Annotated in this window: 17 protein-coding genes; 8 read left to right on the forward strand and 9 right to left on the reverse strand. The window is 62.9% G+C overall.

What is annotated here, in order from left to right; all coding sequences use genetic code 11:
• Positions 1 to 125: 125 nt before the first annotated feature.
• Positions 126 to 563: a nuclear transport factor 2 family protein gene (locus tag FJV83_RS26195; RefSeq protein ID WP_142886259.1), complete on the reverse strand. Its 438-nt coding sequence runs from the start codon at positions 561 to 563 to the stop codon at positions 126 to 128.
• A gap of 72 nt (positions 564 to 635) precedes the next feature.
• Positions 636 to 1382, reverse strand: a complete 747-nt coding sequence (locus FJV83_RS26200; RefSeq protein ID WP_142886260.1) for a cytochrome c biogenesis CcdA family protein — start codon at positions 1380 to 1382, stop codon at positions 636 to 638.
• Between the two features lie 178 nt (positions 1383 to 1560).
• On the opposite strand from FJV83_RS26200, the gene FJV83_RS26205 reads away from it, so the two are divergent.
• The 8 genes from FJV83_RS26205 to rpmG all read left to right on the forward strand — a co-directional run bounded on the left by FJV83_RS26205 (position 1561) and on the right by rpmG (position 10643).
• Positions 1561 to 1929, forward strand: coding sequence for a hypothetical protein (locus FJV83_RS26205; RefSeq protein ID WP_142886261.1), 369 nt, complete (start codon positions 1561 to 1563; stop codon positions 1927 to 1929).
• Between the two features lie 368 nt (positions 1930 to 2297).
• Positions 2298 to 4916 (forward strand): type I DNA topoisomerase, encoded by a 2619-nt coding sequence (gene topA, locus FJV83_RS26210; protein WP_142886262.1) that lies wholly within the window; start codon positions 2298 to 2300, stop codon positions 4914 to 4916.
• Positions 4917 to 4922: 6 nt separating this feature from the next.
• Positions 4923 to 7229, forward strand: a complete 2307-nt coding sequence (rnr, locus tag FJV83_RS26215) for a ribonuclease R (protein WP_142886263.1) — start codon at positions 4923 to 4925, stop codon at positions 7227 to 7229.
• Positions 7229 to 7681: a DUF983 domain-containing protein gene (locus FJV83_RS26220; protein WP_095773079.1), complete on the forward strand. Its 453-nt coding sequence runs from the start codon at positions 7229 to 7231 to the stop codon at positions 7679 to 7681. Before rnr ends, FJV83_RS26220 begins: the two co-directional genes overlap by 1 nt.
• Positions 7682 to 7754: 73 nt before the next feature.
• Positions 7755 to 8495 (forward strand): NUDIX hydrolase, encoded by a 741-nt coding sequence (locus tag FJV83_RS26225; protein ID WP_095772757.1) that lies wholly within the window; start codon positions 7755 to 7757, stop codon positions 8493 to 8495.
• A gap of 78 nt (positions 8496 to 8573) precedes the next feature.
• Positions 8574 to 9752: an MFS transporter gene (locus tag FJV83_RS26230; RefSeq protein ID WP_142886264.1), complete on the forward strand. Its 1179-nt coding sequence runs from the start codon at positions 8574 to 8576 to the stop codon at positions 9750 to 9752.
• A gap of 112 nt (positions 9753 to 9864) precedes the next feature.
• Positions 9865 to 10323 carry a hypothetical protein gene (locus FJV83_RS26235; protein ID WP_095790088.1) on the forward strand — a complete coding sequence of 153 codons (459 nt, stop codon included), beginning with the start codon at positions 9865 to 9867 and terminating at the stop codon, positions 10321 to 10323.
• Between the two features lie 152 nt (positions 10324 to 10475).
• Entirely contained in the window at positions 10476 to 10643 is a 168-nt protein-coding gene (rpmG, locus tag FJV83_RS26240; RefSeq protein WP_006201775.1) for a 50S ribosomal protein L33, read from the forward strand.
• 592 nt (positions 10644 to 11235) lie between these two features.
• Here rpmG and ugpC read toward each other — a convergent pair.
• The 7 genes from ugpC to FJV83_RS26280 form a co-directional block, all read right to left on the reverse strand.
• Positions 11236 to 12303 (reverse strand): sn-glycerol-3-phosphate ABC transporter ATP-binding protein UgpC, encoded by a 1068-nt coding sequence (ugpC, locus tag FJV83_RS26250; RefSeq protein WP_095772761.1) that lies wholly within the window; start codon positions 12301 to 12303, stop codon positions 11236 to 11238.
• Between the two features lie 4 nt (positions 12304 to 12307).
• Positions 12308 to 13156 (reverse strand): carbohydrate ABC transporter permease, encoded by an 849-nt coding sequence (locus tag FJV83_RS26255; RefSeq protein ID WP_095772762.1) that lies wholly within the window; start codon positions 13154 to 13156, stop codon positions 12308 to 12310.
• Complete coding sequence (locus tag FJV83_RS26260; RefSeq protein WP_095772763.1) at positions 13156 to 14079, reverse strand: sugar ABC transporter permease; 924 nt, start codon at positions 14077 to 14079, stop codon at positions 13156 to 13158. The genes FJV83_RS26255 and FJV83_RS26260 overlap by 1 nt, the downstream gene beginning before the upstream one ends.
• Before the next feature lie 183 nt (positions 14080 to 14262).
• Positions 14263 to 15540, reverse strand: a complete 1278-nt coding sequence (locus FJV83_RS26265; protein WP_095773080.1) for a sugar ABC transporter substrate-binding protein — start codon at positions 15538 to 15540, stop codon at positions 14263 to 14265.
• A gap of 29 nt (positions 15541 to 15569) precedes the next feature.
• Positions 15570 to 16757 carry a PLP-dependent transferase gene (locus tag FJV83_RS26270; RefSeq protein WP_095790086.1) on the reverse strand — a complete coding sequence of 396 codons (1188 nt, stop codon included), beginning with the start codon at positions 16755 to 16757 and terminating at the stop codon, positions 15570 to 15572.
• Complete coding sequence (locus FJV83_RS26275) at positions 16754 to 17488, reverse strand: FadR/GntR family transcriptional regulator (RefSeq protein WP_095772765.1); 735 nt, start codon at positions 17486 to 17488, stop codon at positions 16754 to 16756. The genes FJV83_RS26270 and FJV83_RS26275 overlap by 4 nt, the downstream gene beginning before the upstream one ends.
• Positions 17489 to 17649: 161 nt before the next feature.
• Entirely contained in the window at positions 17650 to 19116 is a 1467-nt protein-coding gene (locus FJV83_RS26280; RefSeq protein WP_142876280.1) for an FAD-dependent monooxygenase, read from the reverse strand.
• Positions 19117 to 19565 lie beyond the last annotated feature (449 nt).

A 19565-nucleotide genomic window follows, 5' to 3' on the forward strand; every position in this document is an offset into this window, starting at 1 on the left:
GGATGGGCAACCGTGTGAAAAGGGTTGGGAATCAAGACAAGATAGCAGTGGCGCCATGCTGCACCAATGCGGTTAAATTCCGGTGAGATGGCGGAGCAGCTGACTCTTGATCAGCGGGTTTGCATCTACATCAGGCCGTGCTTCCTGTACTCAGCCTGTTCATCGCCGGCGATCCAGCCAAATACCTTCAGACGACCGTCGCGTCTTTCGACGAGATAATCGACCTTGAAATCGATAGTCAAAGCGCTCCCATCCTTTCGCTCATAGTCGCCCGACCATTGCACCTTGGCCACGCAATGGTCCTGATCGATGGATGTCACCGAAACATCGGTACAGGTCATCCTCTTGCTGCCGATGGCACGATAGGCCTCAAAACCCTTTTTCATGATGTCTTTCAACTGCTGGCCGTTCTCGCCGACCATCACCGCTGCCGGGGTCACGGAGACAAAACCGGTTGAATACATCTTGCCAACATCGTTCATGTCAGCGTTTCCGGCTATCGCGTCATTGTAGATCTTCTCATAGGCTCTGAAGAATTTTTGCACGTCTGCCTTGGCTACCATTTTCGTCTCGGCACAGCTGTTGAACACGGCCGGCTAACGCTGGCTCTCAGGCATCGTTCCAGATTGGCCGGGTCAGCCCAGCTGCCCCAGCACCGGAAAATTCTCCAGCAACCAGTAAGATACCGTCTGCACACCGCCGGTGAGGAAGAACACGCCGGCGACCACCAGCAACGCGCCGATCGCCTTTTCGACGCGGCCGAGATGGACGCGGAATCTGCCGAGGAAGCGCATGAAGGCGCCGGAAAACAGCGCGGCGATCAGGAAGGGGATGCCCAGCCCTAGCGAATAGGCGGCGAGCAGCAGCGCGCCCTCGCCTACGGTTTCGCGGCCGCCGGCCAGCGTCAGGATCGGCCCCAGCACCGGGCCGATACAGGGCGTCCAGCCGAAGGCGAAGGCGAGCCCCATGACATAGGCGGCGATAGCGTTGGCCGGCTTGCCTTGCGACTGGAAGCGCGCCTCGCGCGACAGAAGCGGAATACGCAGTATGCCGAGAAAATTCAGGCCCATCAGGATGATCAGCACGCCGGCGCCCATCGCCAGCGGCTCCTGCCAGACGCGCAGCAACCGGCCGATGGTCGAGGCGCCGGCGCCGAGCGCGACGAACACCGTCGAGAAGCCGAGCACGAAGGCGATCGAGGAATAGAGCAGCGCGCCGCGCGTGCCTTCGCGGGCTGTCACGCCCGCATCGCCGCGAAAATCGTCGACCGACACGCCTGCCATGTAGCAGAGATAGGGCGGCACCAGCGGCAGCACGCAAGGCGACAGGAACGAGATGGCTCCCGCCCCGACGGCGCTGACATAGCCGATGTCCAATGCCATTCCAAAACTCCAACTGCTCCCGGCCGGATATAGCGACGGCCAGGCCTGTCTGCCAATCACCATTATGTGGAACGTCAGCGGCATACCGACATGGGGGACGAAAGCGGCGGCATGGGACGTTGATATCAAAGAGGCCGCGATTTCCCGCGCCTCTCCAATATCAGCCAGGGAGATTTCCATGACCATAGGGCTGGCCGCGCTGCTTCTCAGCACCGCCGCATCCTTCGCCGCCGACGCGTGGAAGAAAGCCGAGGTCAACGGCACCAAGATCTACACCGACGCCAAGGGCATGACGCTCTATACCTATGACAAGGATGAGAAGGGCAAGACCAATTGCTACGACAAATGCGCCGCCAACTGGCCGGCGCTGAAGGCCGCGGCCGGCGCCAAGGCGGACGACGAATGGAGCGTCATCGACCGCACCGACGGCACCAAGATGTGGGCCTATGACGGCAAGCCGGTCTACACCTTCATCAAGGACAAGAAGGCCGGCGATGTGAACGGTGACGGTGTCGCCGGCGTCTGGCACATGCTGAAAGCCGATTGATCCTCGATACAATCGCCCGCCTGACGGCGGGACAAGGCTGGTCGCCGGGCATCCTCCATGCGGGCCGGCGGCCAGCGTCAGGCGGCCTTTCCCCTCGTCGTCCCGGCATCGTACGCAAGCCGCCTTCGCCGCGACTCGACGCAAAATGAATCGGGCCGTTCGCCCCGAGCAAGCGACGTCATCCCTCCCAGCCAAAATCTGTGATTTTCTCCATACACTCTAAGAGTGTATTGCTGCGAACAGCCCCGCAATTTGGGCGCTTCCCCTTGACCGGATGCAAAAGCGCGGCCATGTGAGCGGCAAATAGAACGAGATTTCGTCGCGCGCAGCGGAATTCTTCTGCCGCATCACAGCTGATATGAGACCTCATGGACGTCGTCGTCGTCGAATCGCCGGCCAAGGCGAAGACAATCAACAAATACCTCGGCAAGAACTACAAGGTTCTGGCCTCGTTCGGCCATGTCCGCGATTTGCCGGCCAAGGACGGCTCGGTGCGCCCGGATGAAGACTTCGCCATGTCCTGGGCGGTCGACACCGCCTCGGGCAAGCGGCTCGCCGACATCGCCAAGGCGGTCAAGGATGCCGACGGCCTGATCCTCGCCACCGACCCGGATCGCGAAGGCGAGGCCATTTCCTGGCATGTGCTGGAAGTTCTGAGGCAGAAGCGTGCGCTGAAGGACAAGCCGGTCAGCCGCGTCGTCTTCAACGCCATCACCAAATCGTCGGTGCTGGAGGCCATGGCCAATCCGCGCCAGATCGACGCGCCGCTGGTCGATGCCTATCTTGCCCGCCGGGCGCTGGACTATCTCGTCGGCTTCACGCTGTCGCCGGTGCTGTGGCGCAAATTGCCCGGCGCCCGCTCGGCCGGCCGCGTCCAGTCCGTGGCGCTGCGCCTGGTCTGCGACCGTGAATCCGAGATCGAACGCTTCATCCGCGAGGAATATTGGCAGATCGCCGCCATCCTCGGCACGCCACGCAACGAGACTTTCGAGGCGCGGCTGACCGCCTTCGAGCGCAAGAAGCTGCAAAAGCTCGACATTGCCAACAAGGCGCAGGCCGACGACATCAAGGCAATGCTCGAGGGCGCGACCTTCAAGGCATTGTCGGTGGAAGCCAAGCCGACCAAGCGTAATCCAGGCCCGCCCTTCACCACCTCGACGCTGCAGCAGGCCGCTTCATCGGGCCTCGGTTTCTCCGCCACCCGCACCATGCAGGTGGCGCAACGGCTCTATGAAGGCATGGAGATCGGCGGCGAGACCGCCGGCCTGATCACCTACATGCGAACCGACGGCGTCCAGATGGCGCCCGAGGCGATCGACGCTGCCCGTGAGGCCATCGCCAAGGAATTCGGCCCGAAATACCTGCCGGAAAAGCCGCGTTTCTACACGACCAAGGCCAAGAATGCCCAGGAAGCGCACGAAGCGATCCGCCCGACGGATTTCATGCGCACCCCGGCCTCGGTTCGGCAATATCTCGATTCCGACCAGATGCGGCTTTATGAACTGATCTGGAAGCGCGCCATCGCCAGCCAGATGCAGCCGGCCGAGATCGAGCGCACCACGGTCGAGATAGAGGCGGTCAACGGCGCCCGCAGCGCCGAGCTTCGCGCGGTCGGTTCGGTCGTTCGCTTCGACGGCTTCATCGCCGCCTACACCGATCAGAAGGACGATGACGCGGAGGACGAGGAAAGCCGCCGTCTGCCGGAAATCCGCGCCGGCGAGCAGCTTGCCCGCCAGGCAATCAACGCCACCCAGCACACGACCGAGCCGCCGCCGCGCTATTCCGAAGCCACGCTGATCAAGAAGCTGGAAGAGCTCGGCATCGGCCGGCCTTCGACCTATACGGCAATCCTGAAGACGCTTGAGGACCGCGACTATGTCACGATCGACAAGCGCCGGCTGGTGCCGCAGGCCAAGGGCCGTCTATTGTCAGCTTTCCTCGAAAGCTTCTTCGAGCGCTATGTCGAATATGACTTCACCGCATCGCTGGAGGAAAAGCTCGACGAGATTTCCGACGGCAAGCTCGCCTGGAAGGACGTGCTGCGCGATTTCTGGAAGGATTTTTCGGGCGCGGTCGCCGACATCAAGGAGCTGCGTGTCACCGACGTCCTCGATGCGCTGAACGAGGAACTGGCGCCGCTGGTCTTCCCGGTGCGCGAAGACGGCTCCAACCCGCGCATCTGCCCGAAATGCGGCACCGGCAACCTCTCGCTGAAGCTCGGCAAGTTCGGCGCCTTTGTCGGCTGCTCGAACTATCCCGAATGTTCCTTCACCCGCCAGCTCGGCGACGCCGCCAATCCGAATGGCGAGAATGGCGGCGGCGAGGACGGCATCAAGGTGCTCGGCAAGGACCCCTACACGGCGGAGGAAATCACCCTGCGCTCGGGCCGCTTCGGTCCTTACCTCCAGCGCGGCGACGGCAAGGAAGCCAAGCGCTCGAGCCTGCCCAAGGGTTGGACGCCCGAGACCATCGACCATGAGAAAGCATTGGCGTTGCTGGCGCTGCCGCGCGATATCGGCAAGCATCCCGAGACGTCCAAGATGATCTCGGCCGGGCTCGGCCGCTACGGCCCGTTCGTGCTGCATGATGGCACCTACGCCAATCTCGACAGCATCGAGGATGTCTTCTCGATCGGCCTCAACCGCGCCGTCACGGTGATTGCCGAGAAGCAGTCGAAGGGCAAGGGCGGCCGCAATGGCGGCACGCCGGCGGCCCTGAAGGAGCTTGGCGACCATCCGGATGGCGGCGGCAAGATCGTCGTGCGCGACGGCAAATACGGGCCTTACGTCAATTTCGGCAAGGTCAATGCCACGCTGCCAAAGGGCAAGGATCCGCAATCGGTGACCATCGAGGATGCGCTGGCGCTGATCGCCGAGAAGGAAGCCAAGGGCGGTGGCAAGAAGCCGTTCCGCAAGGCTGCCGCGGCCAAAGCGCCGGCAGCCAAGAAGACCGCGGCCAAGAAGCCGGCAGCGAAGAAAAAAGGGTAGGACGGCGTGGCGCGCAGGATCACCGGACGGAGCCACGGCGATCCGCGCACCGCCGACACCAGGGCCAAGGTCAAGGACGACTACCGGCCCTCGCGCGACGAAATCCTGCGCTATATCGCCGAAAATCCCGACCGTGCCGGAAAGCGCGACATCGCCAAGGCCTTCGCGCTGCGTGGTGACGACCGCATCTGGCTGAAAGATATTTTGCGCGACCTGCAGGATGAAGGCGTGCTCACCAAGGAGCGCAAGCGGCTGGCCCGCGTCGGCGCCCTGCCCCATGTCGCCGTGCTCGACATTTTTGGCCGTGACGGCGACGGCATTTTGCTGGCGCATCCGGCGGAGTCCGTTGGCACCGGCGAGCCACCTGTCGTCTCGATCCGCGTTTCGCGTAGCGGCAACGGTCCGGCGCCGGGCATTGGAGACCGCGTCCTGGCCAAGACCTTCCCGACCGATGATCCGTCAGGCCCCGCCTATACCGGCCGGGTAATGAAGATTTTCGAAAAGCGCACCGATGCCGTCCTCGGCGTCTTCCGCGTGCTTAAGGACGGCACCTTCCGCATCGAACCGGTGGAAAGGCGCCAGCCGGAACTGATCGTCGACAAGGAATTCCAGAACGGCGCCAAGAATGGCGACCTCGTCGAGGTCGAGCCCGCGCGGGCTTCCCGCTACGGGCTACCGAGAGCCAAGGTGCTCAATGTGCTGGGCTCGCTGACCAGCGAAAAAGCGGTCTCGATGATCGCCATCCACGCCCACGACATCCCGCACATCTTTCCGGCTGACGTCATCGCCGAATCCGAAGCCGTCAAGCCGGCGACGCTTGACCACCGCGAGGACTGGCGCGACCTGCCGCTCGTCACCATCGATCCGGCCGACGCCAAGGACCATGACGACGCTGTCTTTGCGACGCCTGATCTCGACGAAAAGAACCCTGGCGGCGTGATCGCCACGGTGGCGATCGCCGATGTTGCCGCCTATGTCCGCTACGGCACCGCGCTGGACCGCGAAGCCTTGAAGCGCGGCAATTCGGTCTATTTTCCGGATCGCGTCGTGCCGATGCTGCCCGAGCGTATTTCCAATGATCTCTGTTCGCTGCGCGAGGGCCAGGATCGCCCGGCCCTCGCCGTGCGCATGACCTTCTCCGCCGATGGCCACAAGATCCGGCACTCTTTCCACCGCGTGATGATGAAATCGGCGGCGAAGCTCGCCTATCCGCAGGCGCAGGCGGCGATCGACGGCGTGCCCGACGACAAGACTGGTCCGATCCTCGACACGGTGCTCAAGCCGCTCTGGGATGCCTATGCGATCCTCAAGCGCGGTCGCGCCGGCCGCCAGCCGCTCGAACTCGACCTGCCGGAGCGCAAGATCATGCTCAAGCCGGATGGCACGGTCGACCGTGTCATCGTGCCGGAACGCCTCGATGCCCATAAGCTCATTGAAGAATTCATGATCCAGGCCAATGTCGCCGCCGCCGAGACGCTGGAGGCGAAGAAGCAGGCGCTGGTCTACCGCGTGCACGACGCGCCGTCGCTCGCCAAACAGGAATCGCTGCGCGAATTCCTGCAGACGCTCGGCCTGTCGCTGGCGCGCGGCGCGCAGATGCGACCCAGCCAGTTCAACGGCATTCTCGAGCGCGTGCGCGGCGCCGACAATGAGGCACTGGTCAACGAAGTGGTGCTGCGCTCGCAGAGCCAGGCTGAATATTCGCCCGGGAATATCGGCCATTTCGGCCTCAACCTCAGGCGCTACGCGCATTTCACCTCGCCCATCCGCCGCTATGCCGATTTGATCGTGCATCGTGGGCTTATTGCCGCACTCGGCCTCGGTCAGGGAGGACTGACGCAGGACGAAGCAGCCCGGCTCGAAGACGTTGCGATCCTGATCTCCGGCACGGAACGGCGTGCCATGGCGGCCGAGCGCGACACGGTCGACCGGCTGATTGCAGCCTATCTCGCCGAGCGCATCGACGACCGGTTCGACGCCCGAATCTCCGGCGTCACCAAATCAGGACTATTTGTCCAATTGCCGCAATATGGTGCCGATGGCTTCATCCCCGTGTCAACTCTGGGCGGCGATTACTATATATACGACGAAACGGCTCGCTCGCTCTTCGGAGAACGCTCAGGCAAAGGCTACCAGCTCGCGGACCATGTCGAGGTCCGGCTCGTCGAGGTGGCACCGATGGCCGGCGCCATGCGCTTCGAGATGCTGACCGACCCGAAGCCCCTGCCAGGCTCTACCAGGTCGTTTCACAAGGCTAAGGGCCGCGCCCGTGCGTCGCAATCGCGACCGGGTTCGCGCGGCAGGAGACGATGATGCCAGAGGAATTAGGGATACAAGAACAGGTTTTCGGCGGCGAACATCACACGGGTCGGGTCGCCCGCCCCTTGTGGACGGCGATGAAGCGCGGCCTTTTGGGCCGCTGCCCGAACTGCGGCGAAGGCAAGCTGTTTCGCGGCTTCACCAAGACTGTCGAGACCTGCAGCGTCTGTGGCGAGGAAATCCATCACCATCGCGCCGACGACCTGCCGGCCTATCTGGTCATCGTCATCGTCGGCCACATCGTTCTCGGCGCCTTCATGGGCGTCGAAGCGGCATCGACGCTGTCCACCTGGCAGCACATCCTCATCTGGGTGCCGTTGACCATCATCTTGTCGGTTGCGCTGCTGCAGCCTGTCAAAGGCGCCGTCATCGGACTGCAATGGGCGTTCTATATGCACGGATTCGGTGGCGAAAAGGATGGGGCGGGCTCCCCCCACGGCGCCTGATGCGCCGCTGGCGCAACACGCCAATCGCTAAGGCCACTTTCGCATGCAAGAAGTTTCCGCTAGGTCCCTGCGCATGGAAGCAATGACCAAGGCGGATGTCGACAAGCTCGACAAGGGTCTTGCCGCACATGGCGGCCGGCCCCTGCGTCCGCGTGACGCCGCGACGCTGATTCTTCTCGACCGCGAGGGCGATGAGGTGCTGGTGCTGATGGGGCGCCGTCACGCCGGCCACGCCTTCATGCCCGGAAAATTCGTGTTTCCCGGTGGCCGTACCGACCCGGCCGACAGCCGCATCGCGACGGCCACGGCATTGCATCGCGACGAGGAAGCGAAGCTGCGTGCGGGTCCCGGCCGCACCAGTGCCGCGCGGGCCCGCGCTGTCGCTCTGTCGGCAATTCGCGAGACCTATGAGGAAGCCGGTCTGCTCATCGGCGAGAGGGCCGCCTTTGCCACCGACAAGCGTGACTGGCAAGGTTTTGTCGAACACGGCGTAAAGCCTTCGCTCGAAACGCTGCGCTTCATCGCGCGCGCCATCACTCCGCCCAACCGGGTGCGCCGCTTCGACACGCGTTTCTTCAGCGCCTGGCGCAGCGACGTCGCCGTTGAACTGCCGGGCGGCGGCCCGACCAATGAACTCGAGGAACTGGTCTGGCTGCCGCTTGCCAAGGCCAGGGAAGCCGACATACCCGACATCACCCGAATGATCCTGGACGAGTTGGAAAAACGCCTCGCCCAAGATCCGCTGCTGCGTCCGGGCGGCCCCGTGCCCTTCTACCGGCTTGTCCGCAACAGCTTCACCCGCGAACTTTTGTAGAGCAATTCCGGGAAGAGGGTGACGCGGTTTTCCGCCCGGAATTGCGCAAGATCAACGAGACAGAGTATTCAGCATCCCATGACGGTCGATACCCAACCAAAGGGCGACGAACGCGTACACTGGCTGCCGATGGTGGCGGCGATCTCGTCGATCAGCGTCGTCGGCATCGCCATTGGCCTCGGCATGCCACTGCTCAGCGTCATCCTCGAAACGCGCGGCCACTCGGCTTCGATGATCGGCCTCAACACCGCCGTCGCCGGCCTGGCCTCGATCGCCGGTGCGCCGCTGGCGACGCCGCTCGCCATGCGCTTTGGCGTCGCCTGGACCATGATCGCCATGATCGCCACCGGCGCGCTGGCCTTCGTCGGCTTCCATTTCGCACCCAATTTCTGGATGTGGTTCCCGCTGCGCATCGTGCTGCATGTCGCGTTGACGGTGCTGTTCATCCTGTCGGAATTCTGGATCAGCACGTCGGCGCCGCCGCACCGGCGCGGCCTTGTCCTTGGCATCTACGCCACCGTCCTGTCGCTCGGGTTTGCCGCCGGCCCCTGGCTGTTCGCGCATCTCGGCAGCTCCGGCTTCAGGCCGTTCGGCGTAATCATTGCATTGGTGACGCTGGCCGCCGTACCGGTGCTGGCCGCGCGCAACGAAAGCCCCTCCATCGTGGCCGATGGCGAAACCAGCAATTTCCTGCGCTACGTCTGGCTGGTGCCGACCGCGACTTTTGCCGTGCTGGTATTCGGCGCGGTCGAAACCGGCGGCTTCGCGCTGTTCCCGGTCTATGGCAACCGCATCGGCTATTCCGAAGCCGACGCCGCATTGCTGCTGACCATGATCGGGCTGGGCAATGTGCTCCTGCAGATTCCGATCGGCATGATCAGCGACCGCGTTTCGGACCGGCGCCATCTGCTGCTCGCCTGCGCCACGGTTGGCCTCGCCGGTACGCTGTTCATGCCCTTCTTTGCCGCGAACTGGCACTTGATGGCAGCGCTTCTGTTCGTCTGGGGCGGTGTCGTCGCGGCCATGTACACGATCGGCCTCGCCCATCTCGGTTCGCAGCTCTCCGGCCACGAACTGGCGTCGGCCAACGCGGCCTTCGTGCTGTGCTACGGCGTCGGCATGGTGCTTGGTCCGCAGGCGATCGGCATCGGCATGGACAGCTTCGGGCCTTCCGGCTTCGGCTGGTCGCTCGGCCTGTTCTTCGGCGCCTATATCGCCCTGGTCTGCTTCAGGCTGGTGCGCAAGATCCTTTTGTAGCGCGACCGGGACAGCGATTCTGTTCGCGTACGCGGCAGGCTGCTGACAGAACCATGTCAGCAGCAGCGCGGTAAAAGAGTGTCCCCAAACATCGGAAGTTGAGGACACTCCCATGATCGACAGCGGCTTTGAAACCACATCCCTGAGAATGACGCTTCTGCTGCTCGTGACCTTCCAGGCCCCGGCGGCGGATGTCGACCGCATCATGGGCGCGGTGGTTGCGATCGCCCCGCTGGCGATGGGCAAATATGACCGCAACGCCTATCAGTCGGCGCACGGCATCGAGCGCTACAGGCCGCTTGAGGGGGCCGCAGCCGGCGCCGAGACCGAATTGCGCCGCCGCCCGGGCACGGTCGAGGTTTCCTTCGAATTGCCTGATGACCAAGCTTTGGCCAGCCGTGTCGTCGAGGCGATTTTCCAGGCCCATTCCTACCAGGAGCCGGTGATCCGCATCCAGCCGATCCTCGCCAGCCGCTCCAAGGGGCTGGACGACCGTGCCAATCCGAATCGCTGGTGGAACACCACCGGGGACTGGAAAAAGATTGCGGCGCCGGAGACAGAAACCGCATGATTTGAGGCCATGGGCAGTTCCAGTGGGGCGGAGAAGCTCCGCCGGGCTTGACTTTCCAGGCACGTTCTTTATGTGTCTCGCCAAGTTTCCCGCGTCCGGGTGTTTTCCCGTGCTCCAGCGGCCAAAACCCCACGAACAAACGGACTGATACCATGGCCAAAGCCGCAAACATCAAGATCAAGCTTCTGTCGACCGCCGACACTGGTTTCTTCTACGTGACCAGCAAGAACAGCCGTACCAAGACCGACAAGCTGTCGTTCCGCAAGTACGACCCGGTCGCCAAGAAGCACGTCGAATTCAAGGAAACCAAGATCAAGTAATCTGGTTTTGCCCTTGCAAACAAAAACGCCGCCCATCGGGCGGCGTTTTTGTTTCTAAGTCATTGTTTTCGTTAAGACAGGCGATGGACGGCATAGCGGCCAGCATAACGCGTCGGGTAGCCAATGTGCCTAAACCACGAGCCGCTATTCCTTAAATTGCCGATTTTCTATTAGCAATCTCTAAACTAAGTGGGAGGACGATGCGGCGTTGGGTTGGCTAGTGGGTGTTGCGATGCAAAGCGACTTTGCAGCGGCGCGCGAGCTGTTGGAATGCGCACAAAACCGCCTGTGCGGCGAGGACGAAACAAGCCAAAGCATACGGGCCAGGCTGGATGTAATGATCGAAGAAATAGCGGCTGCGGAATTTCAGAAGTCGCCGCTGACGGTCGTGCCTTTCCCGAAAAGTCGGCCGCCGAGGTAGCCCAACAAATAGCCCGCACGGTGCGGGCCTTGGGGCATGAAAGACCCGCTTCTCCTTTCGGAGCGAGGGAGCCTCGTAAATCTGGTGAAGCGGTGTACCTCCCTGGCAATTGCAGCGCAGCGCCTGCTGAGGCTGCGAGTTGGGTTCCCTCGGCCCCGCCCGAAATCTCTTTCAGCCGATGCGATCGCCGCTTTTCGGATCGAACAGATGCAGCGCCGCAGGATCGGCCGCCAGCCGCACGGTGTCGCCGGGCCTCACGCCGGCCCGCCCCATGGCAAAGACGCAGAGCTGCTGGTTGGCCAGTTTGACGTAGAACTGCGTCGAAAGCCCGAGCGGCTCCACCACCACCACCTCACCCTGCAGCGCGCCGTCATCGGCCAGCCTTATATGTTCAGGCCGCAGGCCGATGGTGATCGCGTCGCCGTCCTTCAGCGGCAAGCCATCCGGCAGCCGCAGCTTCTGGCCATCGGAAAGCACCGCGTCCACCTTTCCGGCCTTCTCCACGGTTGCCGGCAGGAAATTCATTCCCGGTGAGCCGATGAAGCCGGCAACGAACATGTTGGCCGGCCGGTCATAGAGATCGAGCGGCGCACCAACCTGCTGGATCAGCCCGTCATGCATGACGACGATCCGGTCGGCCATGGTCATCGCTTCGATCTGGTCGTGGGTGACATAGACCGAGGTGGTCTTCAACTGCTGGTGCAGCGCCTTGATCTCGGCACGCATATGCACGCGCAGCTTGGCGTCGAGGTTGGACAGCGGCTCGTCGAAGAGAAAAACCTTGGGATCGCGCACGATGGCGCGGCCCATGGCGACGCGCTGGCGTTGGCCGCCCGACAATTGCCGTGGCAAGCGTTGCAGGAATGTGTCGAGCCCGAGCCGCTTGGCCGCGCCATCCACCCTTGCATCGATCATGGACTTCTGCGCCTTCTTCAGGAGCAGGCTGAAGCCCATGTTCTTCGACACGTCCATGTGCGGGTAGAGCGCGTAAGACTGGAACACCATGGCGATGTCGCGGTCCTTGGGCGCCACATCATTGACCAGCCGCTCGCCGATACGGATCTCGCCGCCTGAAGCCTCCTCCAGTCCGGCGATCATGCGCAAAAGCGTCGACTTGCCGCAGCCGGACGGCCCGACCAGGACGACGAACTCGCCATCGGCGATTTCAAGATCGACCGCATGCAGGACGCGGACGGCGCCATAATCCTTGCGGACTTTTTCGAGCGTAACAGAGGCCATCGATCTATCCTTTGACGGCGCCGGCGGTCAGGCCGGTGACGAGATAGCGTTGCAGGAAGGCGAAGAAGATGCAGACCGGGATCAGCGCCAGGATGGACGCTGCCATCATCTGCCCCCAGTCGACGGCGAACTTGCCGATGAAGGTGAGCAGGCCGACGGCGAAAGTCTTCTGGTCGTCGCTGGAGATCAGCATCAGGGCGAACAGGAGTTCGCTCCAGGCGGCGGTGAAGACAAAGCCGAGCGTCGCGCCCATGCCGGGCAGTGTCAGCGGCACGATCACCTTGCGCATCGCCTGCGCACGGGTGCAGCCGTCGATCATCGCCGCTTCCTCCAGATCCTTCGGGATGCCATCGAAGAAGGACTGCATCAGGAAGGTGGCGAAAGCGGTGTTGAAGGCGGTGTAGATGATGATCAGCCCCGTCAGGCTGTTGATCAGGCCGATCTGCCCCATGACGCGGTAGATTGGCGGAATGACCATGACCAGCGGAAACGTCTGGGTCAAAAGCAGCATCAAGGCCAGCGCCGCCTTGCCGCGAAAGGTGAAGCGCGACATGGCGTAGCCGGCAAGCGTGGCGATGATCGTCACCAAGGCCGCGGTCGACACCGAGACGATGACGCTGTTGAGGAAATAGCGCGGGAAATCGGTGGCCTCGAGCACGGTGACGAAGTTCTGCAGCGTCATGCGCGATGGCCAGAAGGTGATGCCTTCGGAATAGAGCAGCCGTTCCGGCGTCACCGAGATCTTCAGCGTCCAGTAGATGGGGAACAAGGCGAAAACCACATAGGCCGCGATCGCCGCGTAGAGGCCGACGCCGCCGAAGAACCGTTGTGAGGTTGAGCGTCCCGCGATCATCAGACGTGCCTCACCAGGGAGCGGCGTATGCCGATCAGCGCGATGGCATAGGCGATCAGCAACACAAGCAGCAGCACGGCCACCGCCGAGGCATAGCCCTTGTCCAGCGACTTGAAGGCGCTGACATAGATGTAGACCGGTACCGTGTTGGTCGAGCCGGCCGGTCCGCCCTCGGTCATGACGAAGATCAGGTCGGCGAAGGTGGCGATCCAGATGGTGCGCAGCATCACCGTGATGGCAATCGTCGGCGCCAGGAACGGCAGCGTCACCTTGGTGAAGCGCTGCCAGGGCGAAGCGCCGTCGATCGCCGCAGCCTCGTGCAGTTCCGACGGAATGGACTTCAGCGCCGCCAGCAGCGTGATGGCGAAGAACGGAATGCCGAACCAGACATTGGCGACGATCGGTCCCCACATCGCCGTAGCAGGATCGGAGAGCACATTGGTCGGTTCCGCCTTCAGCCCAAGCGCGAACAACCAGTGCGGCAGTGGCCCGATGATCGGATTGAACAGCCAGGCCCAGGTCAGGCCCGACAGGAAGGATGGCACCGCCCAGGGTAGGAACACCAGCGCCTGCACCGCCTTGCGGCCGCGGAACGGCTTGTCGAGCAGCAGCGCCAGGCCAAGGCCGAGGAAGAATTGGAAGAACAGGCTGGCAACCGTCCACCACAGCGTGTTGACCAGCGCCTGGCCCAGCACCTGGTCCGACAGCATCGCCTGATACTGGCCAAGCCCGACATATTCCGACTTGAACGCCGAGAATTTGCGGAAGGAGTAGCTGATGCCGATGACCAGCGGCACCAAAAGCACCACGACCAGCAGGATGATCGCCGGGCTGAGATAGAGCCAGGGCTCGATGGCGGCGTGCGACAGCCGCTTTCGTCGCGGCTTGCTGGCGGATCGGATTTCGGACACGGCGTAGGTCATCGATTTGGCTCTACGGTGGAGGATGGTGCCGGAAGGCAAAACAGCGTCCTTCACCCGTTCGACGGGGGAGAAGATGCAGGCAGGCAGATGAGGGCGGCGCTGGCTTCTCAAAACTTGGAGCCGCCTCTCATCCGGCCCTTTCGGGCCACCTTCTCCCCGTAAATGGGGAGAAGGGAAGAAGAACTACTTCTTGTTCTTCGCCAGCCAGTCCTGCTGTTCCTTGGTCAGGAAGGCGGCCCACTGGTCGGCGACATCCTTGGCGGTCTTCTGCCCAAGCAGCACTTCCTGGAAATTCTTGATCGCCACCTGGTCGACGAAATTGCCGAGGTTTTCCAGATGCGTCGGCGGCGTCACCATTTCATATTTGGAGGTGTCGCTGAGCTCCGTGAACCAGCCCTTGAACTGCTCGGTCTTGAAATGCGGATCCTGGTCGGCGCCGTTGTGGATCGGCACCACGCCGACTTCCTTGGCCCATTCGAGATTGTCCTTGGGCGAGAGCAGCGTCGCCATCAGCTTCCAGGCATCGTCCTTGTGCTGCGAGTTCGCGAACATCGCCCAGCCGGCATAGCCGAGCGTCGGATAGGACTTGCCGCTCGGGCCAACCGGCAGCGGCGCCACGGCGAAGTCGTCGGCGCTCATCTTGTCGGCGATGCCGAGCAGCGCGTCCGGATCCTGGTTGAGCATGGCGCAGGTGCCGGAATAGAAACCGGTGACGGTTTCGTTGAAGCCCCAGCTCACCGCATCCTTCGGCGCCAGCCCGTCCTTGTACATGTCGGCCAGCATCTGCAGGCCCTTGACCGAGCCCTCCTCGTTGATGGTCGAGGTGCCGTCCTCGTTGAAGTATCCGCCCTTGCCCTGGGCGATGTTCATGAACATGTGCATGCCGTTGAAGGCGCCCGGTCCGCCGCGCAGGCAGTAGCCGTATTTGCCCGGAATGGCGGAGATCTTCTTGGAGTCGGCGACGAACTCGTCGAGCGTCGCCGGCGGGCCGTCGAGGCCGGCCTGCTTGAACAGCTTCTTGTTCCAGAACAGCGCATTCACATAGTAGCCGTACGGGATCATGAACTGGGTGTTGTTGACCGTCGAGCCGAACTGCTTGGCGCGCTCGCCGAGCGTCTTGGCGTCATCCCATTTGGCCATGTAGGGACCGAGATCCTCGAGCTGGGCATTGTTGGCATAGAGGCCCATCCAGCGTTCCGGCATCTCGACCACGTCGGGCGTGTCGCCGGCCTGCACCATGGTCAGGAACTTTTCGAAGGCCTGGCCCCAGGGCAGCGAGATCAGCTCGACCTTGACGCCCGGATTGGCGGCCTCGAACTCGGCGATCTGCTTTTTCAGGAATTCGGTGCGCGGCGGGCTGGTGATGACTTCGACCATCTTCAGGGTCGAATCGGCCAGCGCGCTCCCGGCGGAAATTGCCAGCCCCGCAACGGTGGCAAGCATGACGGTCAGTTTTTTCATGTTCAAGACTCCCATTTTGAACCCGCTTGTTATTTTCTGGCTTTTTCGAAGGCCTGGGCGACGTCGGCCCAGAGGTCTTCGACACTTTCCAATCCGACATTGAAGCGGATGGTTCGGGGGCTGACGCCGAAGCGCGCCATCGAATTCAGTCCCGGCGTCTGCTCCAGCGACGCCTTGGCCGGCACGACCAGACTTTCATGCCCGCCCCAGCTGACGCCGATGCGGAAATACTTCAGCGCGTCGACGAAGACCGGGATGTCGATATCGTCCGTGACCTCGAAGGAGAACAGGCCGGCATAGCCGGCCAGCGTCGCCTTGCCGGGATGGTTCGAATAGGCTGGATGGTTGACGCGCTCGACATGGGCATGCGCCTTCAGCCGTTCGGCGATGGTGAGGCCGCTCTTCATGTGGTGCGGCAGGCGCAGCGGCAGCGTGCGCAGGCCGCGCAGCAGCAGCCAGGCCTCGAATGGCGACAGCTTGCCGCCTAGATAAGAATAGGTCTGCTCGTTGATATGCCTGATATGGGCGGCCGAGCCCGCCACCACGCCGGCGACTGTGTCGCTGTGCCCGCCGAGATATTTCGAGGCCGAATGCAAAACCAGGTCGACGCCATGCGAGATCGGCTTCTGGAACACCGGCGTTGCCCAGGAATTGTCGATCGTGGTGACGATGCCCTGCTCTTTCGCCAGCCGGGTCAAATGCGCGATATCCTGGAGTTCGAACATCATCGAGGTCGGGCTTTCCAGGTAGAGCAGCTTGGCGCCGGGAAGTGCCGCCGCGACCGCATCCGGGTCGGAGCCGTCGACATAGTCGACCTTGATGTTGAGCCGCGGCAACAACCGTTCGAACAGCCGGTAGGCATCGCCATAGCAGTTGCGCACAGCGACAATGCGCTCGCCCGCCCCAACGAAGGCAAGCACGGTGGCGCTGATCGCCGCCATGCCGCTGGAAAAGCCGCGCGCGGCCTCGGCGCCCTCGAGCGCGGCGACGCGCGCTTCGAACTCCATCACGGTCGGATTGTCGCCGCGCGAATAGATCGGCTGTTTTCGTTTGCCGGCAAATGTATCGGCCATTTCGGCATAGCTGGCGAAAGTGAACAGCGAGGTCTGATAGATCGGCGGCACCACCGCGCCGCCGGGGAACGGTTCATCATGCGCCAGCAATGTCGCCGCCTCGGCAAGATAATCGTGATCGAAACCGGTCGGATGCTCGTTCATGTCTGGCTCGAAAGTTTGAGTTTCGCAGCACCGCGCTTGAGATCGTCCTCGACGGTGGCGATCAGCTTGAGCGCCTCGGCACGGGCGCCTTGCGGGTCGCGTGCGGCAATGCATTCGTAGATGGTGCGGTGATAGGGAAAGCTGGCGTGGCCGAAATCGCGCACGCCCAGAGGATGCTCCCAGAAGCGATGGAACAGCTCGTGCATGGCGGCGATGATCTGCTCGAACAGCGGATTGCCGGAGACCCGGTAGATCGCCTGGTGGAACTCCCAGTCCTCTTCCGACGACATACCGTCGCGGGTGCGGAAGGCCTGCTCCATGATGTCGAGCTTGCGCATGATCTCGGCAATGTCCGCGGGGCTGGCGCGTTCGGCGCAAAGGGCCGCCGCCTCCGCTTCCAGCGCGCGGCGAATTTCAAGCGTATGCATCAGGCTGGTGAAGTCGTTGCCGCCTGCCAGCGTCAGCGGCATGTGCAGCATGTCGGGCGAAACAGCCGCCTTGAGATAGGTGCCGCTGCCTTGCCGGCGCTCGACCAAGCCAAGCCCCTCCCACCGCGTCAGCGCCTCGCGCACCGTGTTGCGGCTGACCTTCAGCCGCTCGGCCAGGATGCGTTCGGTCGGAAGCCGGTCGCCGGGCTGCAAGGCCTCGGCGCGAACAAACCCAACCAACGCCTTCAGCACGGCGTCATCGCGCGCCGTCGTCTGAATGGGTGGCAGGCTGTTCTGGTCCACAAATCCTCCCGACTTCAAGTGGTCCAATGGTCCAACCAATTTCTGCACAGATGAAACCTCCTGTCAACTGATTGTCAGGAGGACTGTCGGCTTCTGCCTTGTAGCAAGCTGCCACGCGATGCGGCTTCAGGGCATCGCGTGGACCCGCCTCCATCTATGCGCTAGCCGGCGGGCGGTCCGAACCAGGTGGTCAGCGCCTCAGCCAGCCCCTGTTGGGTTCCGACCCCAACCCAGGCCACATAGCCATCGGGCCGGATCAGCACGGCGGCCGGCGCGGCCACCGTCCCGAGAACCGGCAGATCCCAGGGGCCGTCATATCCAGCCTCCATCTGCCGGACGTGATCCGCCCAGGGCGCAATGTCCAGTCCGCCTGGCTCAGCGAGGTTGAGAAGCACCGGTTGGGCGTCATGCAGCAGACTGAAGACCCGCACCGGACCGTTGGCGGTGGCCAGGTCGAGGTCGGGCATCCGCCGCCCAAGCAGTGGATGTCCCTCGCCGAGATCGTAATGTACACCCAGACCGGACATCTCCCCCGCGATCCGTTTGCGCGGCTCATCCATGCCAAGCAGTTCGGTAAAGATGTCGTTCAACGCCTTGGTGCTGGCATCCATACGGCGAAGCGCAACCTGTGCCTTCGCGTTGCGCAGCACGCGAGCGGCGATCGGATGACGCTCGGCGTGATAACTGTCGAGAAGGCTTTCCGGTGAGGTCCGCTTGACCACCTGGGCCAGCTTCCACCCCAGATTGACCGCGTCCTGCACGCCGATGTTGAGGCCCTGCCCGCCCATCGGCGGATGGATGTGCGCGGCGTCGCCGGCCAGCAGGACACGTCTGTCCCGGTAGGCGGCGGCCTGCCGTGTCATGTCGGTAAAGCGCGAGATCCAGGTCGGACTGTGGATCCCGTAATCGGTGCCATAGACTGCAGCAAGCGCCTCACGGAGATCTTGCAGCGTCGGTTCGCCGCCGATGGTCAATTGTCTCTCGGTCAGAACGACACCCAGCCGGTCGCTGTCTTCGATCTTGCCTATCGCATGAATTCCGTAGGCGTCGCTGCGAAAGCCCAGTGCCGGCTCACTGGACATTTCGACCTCGGCGATCATCCAGCTTATCGTCGGATCCCAGCCGGGGAACTCGATACCCGCCGCCTTGCGGATCGTGCTGCGCCCGCCGTCGCAGCCAACGAGGTATTGTGCCCGCAACCGTTGGCCTCCGGACAGCTCCACGTCGACGCCGCCATCATCCTGCGCGAAACCGGTGACGTCCTGTCCGCGATAGATCGGCACCCCCAACTCGTCGATCCAGTCGGCCAATATCCGTTCGATATGGTTTTGCCGCAGCGCCAGCAGGTAGTTGTGCCGGCTGGGAAAATCGCTGATATCCAAACGGATCATGTGGAAGCCGACGGTCGGGAAGCTTTGCCCTTGCGAGAGAAACCGGTCGGCAATTCCACGCTGATCGAGAACTTCGATGGTGCGCGCGTGCAGGCCGCCCGCGCGCAACCCGACCAGCTGCTGGGTCGGGCGCCGCTCGACAATGGCAACGTCGATGCCCGCCAAAGCGAGCTCCCCCGCCAGCATCAATCCTGTCGGACCGCCCCCGGCGATCGCCACCGCATGCTCCGAAATCATTAATCGCTACTCCCGTTTTCGCGCCTGATCGCGTGGTTTTTACGGGAGGAGACGGGTCTTGCCGCAAGCCCCTTGTGCGCCATATGTATGAAATGGAAGGGGTACTCTGCCGCCGTGATCGCTTGGCCGGCCGACGGCCGTGGATCGAGGACGGGAGCCCTGATTGCTCACAGGCAAAAAAATCAGAGAACTTCGTGCCTTGGCACGAAGTTCTGATGTTCTGTTTGGAGGAAGGGGGCCGGTCGGCGTTTGGCAGCGGTACGAGGAGGCCACTATGTGCCAGCGCCGGCCGGCCGACCCCACGGACCCAGGAGATGCGGCGGACCTGAGCATCATGGGGTATTTCAGGGATCGAGCCGGTTGACTACCCTCGTGCCGGCTTCGTCTTGGCCTTCACATTTGCGCAAGAGCTTATGAAAATCAACAATTTCTTAACCAAGGCTCGCGAA

Source organism: Mesorhizobium sp. WSM4307 (genome assembly GCF_007003945.1).
Classification (GTDB): Bacteria; Pseudomonadota; Alphaproteobacteria; order Rhizobiales; family Rhizobiaceae; genus Mesorhizobium.

Bases quoted from the DNA above. Each gene is read 5' to 3' on its own strand.
- FJV83_RS26235 (WP_095790088.1), top strand. From the start codon at position 9,865: ATGATCGACAGCGGCTTTGAAACCACATCCCTGAGAATGACGCTTCTG.
- FJV83_RS26225 (WP_095772757.1), top strand. From the start codon at position 7,755: ATGGAAGCAATGACCAAGGCGGATGTCGACAAGCTCGACAAGGGTCTT.
- FJV83_RS26195 (WP_142886259.1), bottom strand. From the start codon at position 563: ATGGTAGCCAAGGCAGACGTGCAAAAATTCTTCAGAGCCTATGAGAAG.
- FJV83_RS26260 (WP_095772763.1), bottom strand. From the start codon at position 14,079: ATGACCTACGCCGTGTCCGAAATCCGATCCGCCAGCAAGCCGCGACGA.
- FJV83_RS26230 (WP_142886264.1), top strand. From the start codon at position 8,574: ATGACGGTCGATACCCAACCAAAGGGCGACGAACGCGTACACTGGCTG.
- rpmG (WP_006201775.1), top strand. From the start codon at position 10,476: ATGGCCAAAGCCGCAAACATCAAGATCAAGCTTCTGTCGACCGCCGAC.
- FJV83_RS26270 (WP_095790086.1), bottom strand. From the start codon at position 16,757: ATGAACGAGCATCCGACCGGTTTCGATCACGATTATCTTGCCGAGGCG.
- ugpC (WP_095772761.1), bottom strand. From the start codon at position 12,303: ATGGCCTCTGTTACGCTCGAAAAAGTCCGCAAGGATTATGGCGCCGTC.
- FJV83_RS26200 (WP_142886260.1), bottom strand. From the start codon at position 1,382: ATGGCATTGGACATCGGCTATGTCAGCGCCGTCGGGGCGGGAGCCATC.
- FJV83_RS26265 (WP_095773080.1), bottom strand. From the start codon at position 15,540: ATGAAAAAACTGACCGTCATGCTTGCCACCGTTGCGGGGCTGGCAATT.
- FJV83_RS26280 (WP_142876280.1), bottom strand. From the start codon at position 19,116: ATGATTTCGGAGCATGCGGTGGCGATCGCCGGGGGCGGTCCGACAGGA.
- FJV83_RS26220 (WP_095773079.1), top strand. From the start codon at position 7,229: ATGCCAGAGGAATTAGGGATACAAGAACAGGTTTTCGGCGGCGAACAT.
- topA (WP_142886262.1), top strand. From the start codon at position 2,298: ATGGACGTCGTCGTCGTCGAATCGCCGGCCAAGGCGAAGACAATCAAC.
- FJV83_RS26255 (WP_095772762.1), bottom strand. From the start codon at position 13,156: ATGATCGCGGGACGCTCAACCTCACAACGGTTCTTCGGCGGCGTCGGC.
- FJV83_RS26205 (WP_142886261.1), top strand. From the start codon at position 1,561: ATGACCATAGGGCTGGCCGCGCTGCTTCTCAGCACCGCCGCATCCTTC.